The organism is Neolewinella sp., assembly GCF_965214665.1.
Lineage (GTDB): Bacteria > Bacteroidota > Bacteroidia > Chitinophagales > Saprospiraceae > Neolewinella.
Genome location: NZ_OZ243970.1, coordinates 2,830,193 through 2,841,234, shown reverse-complemented (window position 1 = coordinate 2,841,234; position 11,042 = coordinate 2,830,193). Strand labels below are relative to the sequence as shown.

The window sequence follows — 11,042 nt, the reverse complement described above, 5'->3', positions numbered from 1 at the left end:
CCATGCCGAAATCCCTGCCCGAGCTGGCCGATGAGTACCGCCGCGAACTCCTGGACCAGGTAGTACCCTTCTGGGAGCAGTATTCGCTCGACCGAGTGCATGGAGGTTACTTCACCTGCCTGCGGCCGGACGGGCGGGTGTTCGATACCGATAAGTTCGTCTGGCTACAGGCGCGGCAGGTGTGGACCTTCGCGACGCTACACCGGCGGGTCGACGCCGGGCGGGGGTGGCTGGAGGTAGCCCGCCACGGCGCGGACTTCCTGGAACGGTACGGGCGGGCACCTATGGGGGGCTGGTACTTCAGTCTCACGCAGGCCGGGGAGCCGCTCGTAGTGCCCTATAATATTTTCTCCGACTGCTTCGCCGCCCAGGCCTTCGGTCAGCTCTACCAGGCTACGGGGGAGGAGCGCTATGGTACCCTGGCCCGCGAAACCTTCACGGCCATCCTAGCCCGCCGCGACACTCCGAAGGGGCAGTGGTCGAAGGCCATCGCGGGCACCCGGCCCCTCAAGAATTTTGCCCTGCCGATGATACTGTGCAACCTCGCCCTGGAAATCGAGTCACTGCTGGAACCGGAAATGGTGCAACGATTGACGGATGAGTGCCTCCGCGAAGTGATGACGGTCTTCCTCGACGAAGAAACTGGGCTGTTGCTGGAAGACGTGCACCCCGACGGATCGCGCTCCGATAGCTTCGAGGGGCGGCTACTCAATCCGGGCCACGCCATCGAGGCCATGTGGTTTGTGATGGACCTGGCCGAGCGGCGGCGGGATACGGAACTGCTGCACCGAGCCAAGGACCTGACCTTACGTACGCTTGAATACAGCTGGGATACGGAGCACGGCGGCGTGTTCTACTTCCTCGATCGCCTGGGCCAGCCGCCGCAGCAACTGGAGTGGGACCAGAAGCTCTGGTGGGTACATCTGGAAACGTTGATCGCCTTACTCAAGGGCTACCACCACACTGGCGATGCGCGCTGCCTGGAGTGGTTTCACCGGGTGCATGATTATACCTGGAAGCACTTCCGCGACTCCGAGCAGGGTGGCGAGTGGTACGGCTACCTCAACCGGCGTGGGGAGGTGCTACTCGATCTGAAGGGCGGCAAATGGAAAGGATGCTACCACGTGCCGCGGGCGCTGGTGCAGTGCTGGTGGGAACTGGATGAGTTAGGGGGTAGGCGGTAGGTTCGCCCATTCCCTATACCGATCTAGCAGATTACCGGCCGAGGGGTACATCGACTGGGGGCTCATGAAGTGGGAAAACTCGAAGGTGATGGCCTTGTCGTAGCCGGCGCGGGCGGCGGCCTCCAACTTGAGCCGCAGTTTCTCGAACTTAATGGGTAAGAACTTGATGGGCATGTCGCGGTCGAAGGTCTCGGCGTTAGTCCAGCAGGCCAGTCCGTAGTGATCGGCAAGCTGCTTGTTGACCGAGAAGAAGGCGTCGAGCTCGTGGTAGTCCACGTGGCCATCCTGAAAGGCTACGGCGTCGATGACTTCGTGGATGCCGGAGAAAATCTCATCCCACTCCCGCTCGTGCGCGGCCAGACTGATGGTATCGTCTTTGGTCAGGGTGGCTGCAGTGGCGGCAACGGCCTTCTTGCCATCGATCCAGGGAGAGATGAGCGTAGGTAGCCCACCACTGATATCCTTGCAGTGCTGGCCAAGGGTACGGAATGATTCAATAGCGCCCCGCGTCTTCCGGCTAATCTCCATACTCAGGTACCAGCCCCCAAAGGCCGCGTGATGACCGTAGCGCTGCCAGACCTCATCGATCACGTAGCGGTTGGCGTCCACCTCGTGCTGCATGTTACCGGAGTCCCAGTGGCGGCCGCTGTCGTAGAGCCCGAAGTAAAAGGTCATACCGTAGCGGCCGGCCAGGGTGAGAAAGAGCTCGACCAGGTCCTGCCCCGGTTGGTAGCAGCCCTGCTCCCGCACGAGATAGTCCGAAGGCCAGGTCAGGAAGCGCCGGTAGCCCCCGCGTATGAGGATGACGGTGTCGATACCCGCGGCCTGCATGTGACGAAAGTCGGCTTCCCACTGGGCGGGCCCCCAGTTTTGGTGGGGGATGTCGTGGGAGATCTCGTCTAGGAAGGTGCCGGTGATGTGCATGGACAATTTTAAGGCAGGTTATTTGAGTTGCTGCATTACGTGCTTACAGCACTTTACTCGAACCGCAGAGGACACAGAGAACGCAGAGGTACAGCAAAGGAAGACTCTGCGGCCCTCCGTGCCCTCTGCGGTAGAATCTATACTTCACGCGGCCATCTTATGTGAAAACTCTGCGGGTGGTTTGACGAGTTGCTGGAAGTTTAGTGCCAGCAAGGTGCGCAGTTGTGCCTGATGTTCGCCGTTGTTGACCTCTTCGATGAACCAGTAGATCGCGTCCTCGAAGTCCTGCTTGGTGGCGAAGTGATAACCGGCCAGGGCCTGCTTTTTGAGGAACTTCCAAAAGCGCTCGATCAGGTTCAGATTTGGGGAGTAGGGCGGTAAGTAGACTAAGTGGATATCTAGCCTCTGGGCAGCCTGCTGAACTAAGGCGCAGCGCTGATAGCGAGCATTGTCTAGCACCAAGTGGATAGGGCGGCCGGGGCGTTCCTGGCGCAGTAAGTCGAGCAGTTCGACCACGGTAGTGGCCTGGATGTAGTCCGGCGTCGTGATGCTGTAGAGCTCCTGACGATGGCTATCCAGGGCCGCGAGAATATTGAGCCGGTGGCGTCCCGAAGGGGTACGAACCGCCAGGGGTCGGGGGCTCCATACCCGCCCGGCGTGGAAGCCTTGCACGGGATGGGCCGCGTCCACGAAGTATAGATCGATGGCTTCGGTGGCGGACTGTTCCAGGAGGGGTTGAAGGGTATTGAGTAAGAAGGCACGTTGCTGAGCGGCAAGTTCTTCGATGGGAAGCTTGCCCCCCGGCAGGCAGCGGAAGCGGCGGCACTTCATGCCCAGGGTTTGCTTGACAAAGCGACGCGTCTGGGTCAACCCCCTACGTATTGCGGTACGTTGCTCGATGACCTGAGCGGCCTGAACAATGCTGCGGGGCGGCTCTCGGGTGAAGGCTGCAGCAAGCTCGTGGCGGTGAGCGTGCAGCGCACTGTGCGGTCGATAGGGAGCATAATGGAGCAAGCCGGCTAAGCCCTCGGCAAGGTAACACTTAGCCCAGTGCGTAGCGGTATTGGGGTGGATACTCAGGATCTTAGCGCACTGACCCGGACCGAGGCCCTGAGCCCGTAAGATCAGGTAGTGCATGCGCTGGCGGATCACGTGGTGGGAAGAATGCATTTGGTGGTATCTTGCTTGCTTAAGGTCAGCTTCGCTGACTACGGGGAAGTACATGGGTTGGATGGCTTGACACCTCCAAGATCGGTGCTTCCCTACTTTTCACTTAAGATGCCCGCGCCGAGTATATCATGCCTCCAGCCGATCCCACCACAGCCGCTTCAGCAGCGCCGTAGTCAGCACCAGTACCGCCGACCACAGCACCATCCGCCCGTTGTCCTTGATGATGAAGTAGATCGGGATCACCACCTGCGCCATCTGCCAAACGATGCCGATCAGAATATTGACCACGTCGCGGCCGAAGTCCCGGTTAGGCACGAAGTTGGGATTCTCAGCCATGACCTCGGCGCGGATCGGCCCCCAGAAGCCCCAGGGGCGCGTGCGGCGGTAGAACCGCTTGATGGCTGCCCGGTCGCCGAGGGGACAAGCGTAGGTGCCAAAGATGCAGCCGGCCACGGAGCAGGCCAGGATAATGGGGAAGATGTAAATATCGGTATAGTCCGGAAAGACAAACAGCTTCACCGTCGAGGCGATCAGTCCGAAGAGCATGCCGTAGAAATAGCCGTAGCCGTTGAAGCGCCACCAGATCCACTTCAGGGCGTTGGCCGCCGCGTAGCCGCCGTAGAGGGCAGCCGTGATCCAGAGGGTAAGCTGATTGAGCGAGGTGGCGTAGAAGCCGAAGCCGATGCCTACTACAACTAATAGTAGGGACGACCAGATGCTGAGCTGGATGTAGCGCGACTGCGGAGCATGGGGATCGACATACTTCTTGTAAACGTCGTTGACCAGGTAGGCCGGCGCAGAATTAACTACGGCTGAGAAGGTACCCATGAAGGCCGCGAGCAGACCGGCCAGTAACAGTCCCTTCAGCCCCGTGGGTAAGAACTTCTGAATAGCCAGGGGTAGTACCTGCTCGAAGTCGATATCACTACCCATTGCTGCCAGTTCCGGCCCCAGATACACCAACGCCAGCGCCCCGAAGGAAGCCACCATCAGGTAGCGGGGAATGAAGAGCACGGCCGTAGTCATAAATCCCATCTTCGCTGCCTCGGCCGGACTACCCGCCGCCAGGATGCGCTGCATGTCGTAGCTCGGCACCGGACCGGCCACCGAGGCGAAGATGCCCTTGAAGACCATCAGCATTAGCAGGATACCGAAGAGGTCGAAGCCGTCGGTGGCAATCCGCTCGTTGACCGCCGCGTAGGGCGTATCCGCCCAGTCGAGCCCCAGTCGCCAGCCAAAGGAGAGCTCGTCCCAGCCGGCCGGCACCACGGCCATCACCTGCTCGTGCGTCAGCGAGGTGTAGGCAATGTAGCCAATGGCAAAGCAGGACACCGTCATGATCACGAACTGGATCACCTCGGTAAATACCACCGAGTACATGCCCCCCTTGATGGTATACAGCGCCGTAAGCCCACAGATCAGCAGCGCGTAGGAGTTAGCGGAGCTCAGGTCGATCAGGCCCACCTGTAGCGCCAGGTCCCACGGCAGCACCAGCACGCAGAACTTGCCGATGCCCTCGAAGAAGTAAGCCATGAACCCCAGCACGCTGATCACCGCAAAGGCCACAATGATGAGGTGGCTCAGCCGCGCACCCCGCCCGTCGCCGAAGCGAAAGGTGATCCACTCGGCCCCCGTCATCACGCCCGAGCGCCGCATCCACAGTGCCAGGTAAACGAAGACGAACACCTGGTTCCACACCGGCCAGAGCCAGGGAATGAAGGCGCTCTTGAGTCCGTAGATGAATAGGATACTGACCGTCCACATCGCCCCCGAGATGTCAAACATGCCCGAGGCATTACTCAGCCCCAGCACGTACCATTTGATGGTCTTACCGCCCAGGAAGTACGCCTCCAGGTTCTGATTCGCGCGCCGCGAGACGTAGAAGCCCGCCGCCAGTACGATGACGATGTAGGCCAGGATGATGGACAGATCGAGGGTGCTGAGGCTCATTGGCTATCGGTGATCAGGTGACCGTGTAGGTCAATATCGTGGCCGAAGGGGTCGAGCAAGAAATTAAGTAAGGCTGCAGTATGCCGGCGGGTATATATATCCACCCCGGCCAATGGACCAGCGTTCAATAGAACTTCCATGACGGCCTTATCGGCTCCGAGCGTGACGAATAGCTTTCTGAGGTAAACCGGTCCGAGGGGTTCACCAGAGCCATCGTTACGGTTAGCGAGAGCTGGGTAAAAGCGCTGCAGGCCGCGCAGCAGCTCGTACTCACTGATCGGTCGCTCAGGGTAGAACCACCGTTGGTTGGTCCACTTGTAATTAATACCCGTTCCCTGAAGAATACCCGTCGAACCGATGCGCTGGATGGTCGCGAAGTCCGGGTCGTCCGATGGCACGTCGGTATAGGGCTGTAGGTAGGCTCCGGCCCGGAGCAACTCGGCCTGCACCTCCCGCACCGGCACCTCGGCGGGCGTGACCCCACGGCGTGCGGCTAGCGCGGCTAGTGCGCCGGCAGCCTGGCCGATGCCCAGCACTACTGGCTGTAGGCGAGTCGCGCCGTTGACGATGTTGCTGACACTAATACTCTTCTCGGCTACGATGAGTCCATCGTAGCCGCGGGGAATGAGCACACCGAGGGGGATTCCGTAGGCCGGCGCTTTGATCTTGATGAAGTCGATTTCCGGCGCATCGGGCCGCATCTTGTGGTGGTGGTCGATGGGGTAGTCGCCCACCGCAATGCTCGTCCGGTACAGGGGATCGGGTTGATCGAAGGGCTCCGTCAGGTGGTTGAGATCGAAGCGCACTTCCCCACGGATGCGGCGACTCTCGCGGTGGTAGGGGAGCAGCGGTAGACTATCGGGGGTGGGGTAGGTTTCGTCCAGGCCTAGGTTGGCGTAGCCGAGCTCCGTCTGCAGGTAGTACAAGAAGCGTAGGCTGTGCAGTTTAGCCTCCTGGAGCAGACTATCCCGTTCGTCCGGCGGAATTTCCACCAGGTTGAGGTAGTAGTCGTTGCCGCAGTTCGGCCAGTTGATCATGTACCGATCGTTGGGCAGGCGGCCGTAGGCAAGCATCTTAGCGCAGTCGATGCGGGGGTCGTCGTCGTAGGCGGCGGGGTCGCGGGTGCTACATACGCAGGCGAAGGGCGCAGGATCGTACCCGGGCGGCTCAGCGATCGTGCGGTCGGTGTCCGGCCCGAAGTCACGTAGGGTGAGTACGTAGGTCAGGTCCTGTACGATGTCGTTGGCCTGCTCGGGCGCGTAGGCTTCGCCACTTTCGGCGCGGGCGTCCATACCGAGGTCGTAGGAGACCCCAAGGGCAGCGGCTACGTCTCCCAGTTCGGTCGCGTCGATGAGGACCCTGGCGGTGTACGATTGCACTGCCTCCCCGGAACGAACGGCTACCGTCCAGCTACCGTCGGTGGCTCGGTCGATAGCTTCTGCCGTAGCATTCAGGTGTAAGTCGATCCGCGGCTCCCGGTCGAGCATATGGCGAAAGATGCGCTGGGCCACCTCCGGCTCGAAGAGTGTGTTGCTGACCCAGCCGGTGGCCACCGCTTCCGGCCCGCCGTAATGGGCGTAGAGGCTATCCTGAAACTCCTTCCATAGTCCTCCGGCCAAGTGGTGATTCCCATCCATGGCCGTGACGCCGGCGGCGGTGAGCATACCACCCACCCAGGGCCCTTCCTCGACCAGCACTACCCGGGCCCCCGTGCGGGCGGCCTGGATAGCGGCGGCGGTCCCACTGGCCCCGGCACCGATCACTGCCACGTCATAGCTTGCCCCGTTCGACTGAGCTTGCACCTGCGCTCCCGCCCAAACGAGGGTAAGTATGTACAGTAACCACCGACGAAAAGGGTTCCAGCCTGGTCTAAGCATGCGCCTAGGTATTTATCCGCCTTTAAGGTATGAAAGGATATGCGGTACCTTGGTGACATCCCGCTATGCCGCCGCTACTTTATTGTATTTGCTTGTGTTTGATCGTTTCCTTGCTGCACTGCCGGCAGGGGGAGGAGACGCTGTTTACCCACTTGGCACCGAGCGACACCGGCGTCACCTTCGTCAATAAACTGGAGGAGTCGGCCGACTTCAACGTGCTGAAGTACGGCTACTTCTACAATGGCGGGGGTGTGGCGGTCGGCGACCTGAACAACGACGGCATCCCCGACCTGTACTTCAGCGGCAACCTGGTACCGAACCAGCTTTACTTTGGGCAAGAACAAGGCCAGATCCGCTACCGCCTAGCCCCGGAAGGTGCCGGCATCAGCGCCGCCGATGGCTGGAATACCGGCGTGAGCCTGGTCGACATCAATAGCGACGGCTACCTCGATATCTACCAATGCCGCTCGGCCGCCACCTCGCCCCGGCTACGGCGCAACCTGCTGTTCGTTAACAACGGCAATGAGACGTTCACCGAGCGGGCGGCGGACTACGGGCTCGACGATGCAGCCTACTCTACCCAGGCCGTCTTTTTCGACTACGACCGCGATGGGGATGTGGACTGCTTCGTGCTCAACCACTCCGTGCAGCAGTACGCGGGCTTCAGCGCGGCTAACGGACAGCTCAAGAACACACCCGGGCCCCAGTACGCCTCTAAGCTGTACCGCAACGACGGGCCGGACGGCTTCGTCAATGTGTCCGCCCTGGCAGGCCTGCACGATAATGTCCTCGGCTTCGGCCTATCGGTGGCGGTAAGTGATTTCGACGGCGACGGCTGGCCCGATCTCTATGTCTGCAACGATTACCACGAGCAGGACTACTACTACCGCAACCGGGGCGATGGCACTTTCTCCTCAGAACTGGCGGCGGCCTTCGACTACGTGTCCCTTTTTTCGATGGGCTCCGACGCCGCCGACCTCAACAACGATGGCCGCACCGACCTGATCACTCTCGATATGCTCCCCCACGGTAACGAGCGCATCAAGTTAACCGCTGGGGCCGATAACTACCAGAAGTTTCGCGCCCTAATCGACCGTGGCTTCTACCGTCAGTATTCCCGCAACATGCTACAGCTTAACCAGGGCGACGGCACCTTCGCCGAGGTAGGCCAGCAGTGGGGCCTGTCGAATACCGACTGGTCGTGGGCGGTGCTGGCCGGTGACCTCGACCTCGACGGTCACAAGGACGTGTACATCACCAACGGCTACGCCCGCGACTATACCAACATGCAGTTCCTCACCTACACTATGGCTGTGCAGACTAAGTCCCGGGTTGACGGCACGGCGGTCGACCAGCTGGAGGTGATCGCCAATATGCCGGCCATCGACGTAGCCAACTACGTCTTTGCCGGCCGGGCGGATAGCGGCTTCGTAGACCGTTCGGCCGCCTGGGGCTTTACCGAAAACTCCCTCTCCAACGGTGCCGTACTCGCCGATCTGGACCGCGACGGCGATCTGGATATCGTAGTCAGTAACGTCAATAGCCCGGCCGCCATCTACCAGAACGGCACGAAAGGGGCGGCCGGCATTACCGTCGATCTGACGCAGGCCCCTCCTGCCCTGGCCATCGGTGCACGGGTGACTGTCACCGCAGACAGTAGCGTACAGGTACAGGAATTTTACCCCGCCCGGGGGTTCCAGTCCTCTGCCTACGTGCCCCTCGTATTCGGACTGGGCGGGGCCGCCGGTGCGAAGCAGGTGGACGTGGAGTGGACCGATGGTCGTCGCGACCGATTTACTGACGTGACGGCCGGAGAGCGTCTCGAGCTGTGGGGGCCGGACACTGTTACCCCACCAGCCACAGAGACCGACCGGATGCTACCCCCGGCGGTACGCATCGACACCTTCCCCTTCGTGCACCGTGAGGACGTGCGCAACGACTTCGACCTACAGCGGCTCCTACCCTTCATGCTATCGTACGGGGGGCCGGCGCTGGCAACCTCCGTGGCGGGAGAGTACTTATTCTTTGGCGGAGCGCGCGGGCAGGCCTCGGAGGTATTTCGGTTGGCGGGGGGCGAGTACGTGAGCTCCGGTAGCGCTGCGTTCGCGGCCACCGCTGACTGCGAGGATACGGCCGCCGCCTTCGCCGATCTGGACGAGGACGGTGATGCGGATTTGATCGTCGCTAGTGCCGGCTACGAGTTGGAGCCCGGGGATAAGCGACTCCGGCCCCGGCTGTACCACAACGACAGGGGTAGTTTCCACCCGGCAAAGGATGTGCTTCCTGCGGGGCTGTCCCTTTCCGCCTCCGTGGTGCTGGCATGGGACGTGGACGGTGATGGGGACCAGGATCTATTCTTCGGCTCGCGGGTGGTGCCGGGGGAGTATCCGCTGGGGGGTACCTCCTACCTATTGCTGAATGATGGAGCGGGTCGGTTTTTGGAGGCTACTGCCTTGGAAGTAGGCATGGTTACCGATGCCCTTGCGCTCGACGTAGATGCGGACGGTGATGAAGACCTAGTCGTGAGTCGTCACTTCGGCACCGTGGTGGCACTACTGAATGAGGGGGGGACCTTCGAGGTCGGCCGTACCCTTGATCTATCACCCACCGGACTCTGGAATACCCTCTACGCGGTCGATCTAGACGGTGACGGCCGGCAGGAGGTGATCGCCGGCAACCTCGGCACGAACAATCAATTCAGCGCAGTGGGAGAGAGGCCACTAGTGCTCTACCACGGCCGCTTCTTCGGGGCCGGGCAGCGCATTCCCCTGTTAGCCTATACTCAGGATGGACGGGAGTACCCCTTCGCCGCCCGCGACGAGCTTATGGAAATACTGCCAGGGCTGAAGAAGCGGTATCCAGACTACCTGACATACAGTACAGCAACGGTGCAGGAGGTACTGGGGGAAGCATTAGGAGAAAGCGAGCGACTGGAGGCGGCGGAGCTACGATCTATGGTCCTTCACCCCTCCGCGGCCCCGCGCTGGCAAGCACTCCCCATGGAGGCACAGCGCGCACCGATCTTTGCCGTGAGTGCCCTGGACGCGACAAGTGACGGACAGCAGGAGGTCATATTTGGAGGTAACCTGCTACATACCCGCGTGCGCATTGGGCAGCTGAGTGCCAATCACGGACAGGCGTATACAGTGGGAGCGAATGGGCAATTAGGCTACCGCTTCGATATAGGCTTGCGGGGCGAAGTACGGAACTTAGTAAGTGTGCCGGGGGGTAGGGTAGTGGCTGGGGTTAACGATGGCGCGGCGCGGGTGATCGGTGGACATAAGCCAGGTGTTGAGTAATAAACTCTATTGAATAATCACCCGAATTTTTTTTACCCGTCAGTACGCAAAAACTAGACTTCAATCGGTCCCCGTAAACAGCGATCAACTGCCTGATCTGAGTAAGTTTATGGTCGAGTGGTTCGCCATCCATTCGAAGAACAATGCCGTGATTGGGTAGTTTCAGCCGATAGGTCAGCTCTCCAAAGTCTTTATCTTCTGTGATGAGGACCGTTTGGAGTTCGTTCGCCCGTTGCAGCACCAATTTATCAGGGATACCAGGAGTAGTCTCTATAATAGACATAATCTCCAGGCCCGCTTCGCGTAGTTGCTTGACGATATTGAAATCGACGCTTTCATCTGCTAAAAAGGTCATCTAGGCCCGGGTAGAAATCGCCTCCTCATGGCGGATCTGATCCGCTGCGTAGGCTAAGCAGACATAGATCTGTTCTAGCGTAATGTGCGGATATGCTGAAAGCAGGTACTCAAAACTCTCTCCCGTGGCTAGTTTATCGATGATTAGATCAACCGATATGCGCGTACCCTTGATGGTAGGTTTGCCATACAGTATTTTGGGATCGGTAGTGATGTGTGGTCGCCAGTTCATCGTCTTTGCTATTGGCTCAAGATACGGAAGTTCCGCCGCGTGCACCCCGCAC

The 11,042-nt window shown here is 60.2% G+C and carries 8 protein-coding genes; 2 read left to right on the top strand and 6 right to left on the bottom strand.

Going from position 1 to position 11,042, the window contains the following annotated elements; genetic code table 11:
* Positions 1-2: 2 nt before the first annotated feature.
* Positions 3-1,184 (top strand): AGE family epimerase/isomerase, encoded by a 1,182-nt coding sequence (locus ACOOHD_RS12210; protein ID WP_420458161.1) that lies wholly within the window; start codon positions 3-5, stop codon positions 1,182-1,184.
* Here the strand turns inward: ACOOHD_RS12210 and ACOOHD_RS12205 are convergent.
* The 4 genes from ACOOHD_RS12205 to ACOOHD_RS12190 all read right to left on the bottom strand — a co-directional run bounded on the left by ACOOHD_RS12205 (position 1,167) and on the right by ACOOHD_RS12190 (position 7,105).
* Entirely contained in the window at positions 1,167-2,108 is a 942-nt protein-coding gene (locus tag ACOOHD_RS12205) for a DUF4434 domain-containing protein (protein WP_420458160.1), read from the bottom strand. The genes ACOOHD_RS12210 and ACOOHD_RS12205 overlap by 18 nt on opposite strands.
* A gap of 144 nt (positions 2,109-2,252) precedes the next feature.
* Positions 2,253-3,278 (bottom strand): IS630 family transposase, encoded by a 1,026-nt coding sequence (locus ACOOHD_RS12200; RefSeq protein WP_420458159.1) that lies wholly within the window; start codon positions 3,276-3,278, stop codon positions 2,253-2,255.
* Between the two features lie 126 nt (positions 3,279-3,404).
* Positions 3,405-5,228, bottom strand: coding sequence for a sodium:solute symporter family protein (locus ACOOHD_RS12195; RefSeq protein WP_420458158.1), 1,824 nt, complete (start codon positions 5,226-5,228; stop codon positions 3,405-3,407).
* Positions 5,225-7,105 (bottom strand): FAD-dependent oxidoreductase, encoded by a 1,881-nt coding sequence (locus ACOOHD_RS12190; protein ID WP_420458157.1) that lies wholly within the window; start codon positions 7,103-7,105, stop codon positions 5,225-5,227. Before ACOOHD_RS12190 ends, ACOOHD_RS12195 begins: the two co-directional genes overlap by 4 nt.
* Positions 7,106-7,203: 98 nt before the next feature.
* Here ACOOHD_RS12190 and ACOOHD_RS12185 point away from each other — a divergent pair, with 98 nt between their 5' ends.
* Positions 7,204-10,404, top strand: coding sequence for a VCBS repeat-containing protein (locus ACOOHD_RS12185; protein ID WP_420458156.1), 3,201 nt, complete (start codon positions 7,204-7,206; stop codon positions 10,402-10,404).
* Here ACOOHD_RS12185 and ACOOHD_RS12180 read toward each other — a convergent pair.
* Both ACOOHD_RS12180 and ACOOHD_RS12175 read right to left on the bottom strand, forming a co-directional pair.
* Positions 10,352-10,759 carry a DUF5615 family PIN-like protein gene (locus tag ACOOHD_RS12180; protein ID WP_420458155.1) on the bottom strand — a complete coding sequence of 136 codons (408 nt, stop codon included), beginning with the start codon at positions 10,757-10,759 and terminating at the stop codon, positions 10,352-10,354. The genes ACOOHD_RS12185 and ACOOHD_RS12180 overlap by 53 nt on opposite strands.
* Positions 10,760-10,990: a DUF433 domain-containing protein gene (locus ACOOHD_RS12175; RefSeq protein WP_420458154.1), complete on the bottom strand. Its 231-nt coding sequence runs from the start codon at positions 10,988-10,990 to the stop codon at positions 10,760-10,762.
* Between the last annotated feature and the right edge of the window lie 52 nt (positions 10,991-11,042).

Bases quoted from the DNA above. Each gene is read 5' to 3' on its own strand.
- ACOOHD_RS12200 (WP_420458159.1), bottom strand. From the start codon at position 3,278: ATGCATTCTTCCCACCACGTGATCCGCCAGCGCATGCACTACCTGATC.
- ACOOHD_RS12195 (WP_420458158.1), bottom strand. From the start codon at position 5,228: ATGAGCCTCAGCACCCTCGATCTGTCCATCATCCTGGCCTACATCGTC.
- ACOOHD_RS12210 (WP_420458161.1), top strand. From the start codon at position 3: ATGCCGAAATCCCTGCCCGAGCTGGCCGATGAGTACCGCCGCGAACTC.
- ACOOHD_RS12175 (WP_420458154.1), bottom strand. From the start codon at position 10,990: ATGAACTGGCGACCACACATCACTACCGATCCCAAAATACTGTATGGC.
- ACOOHD_RS12180 (WP_420458155.1), bottom strand. From the start codon at position 10,759: ATGACCTTTTTAGCAGATGAAAGCGTCGATTTCAATATCGTCAAGCAA.
- ACOOHD_RS12190 (WP_420458157.1), bottom strand. From the start codon at position 7,105: ATGCTTAGACCAGGCTGGAACCCTTTTCGTCGGTGGTTACTGTACATA.
- ACOOHD_RS12205 (WP_420458160.1), bottom strand. From the start codon at position 2,108: ATGCACATCACCGGCACCTTCCTAGACGAGATCTCCCACGACATCCCC.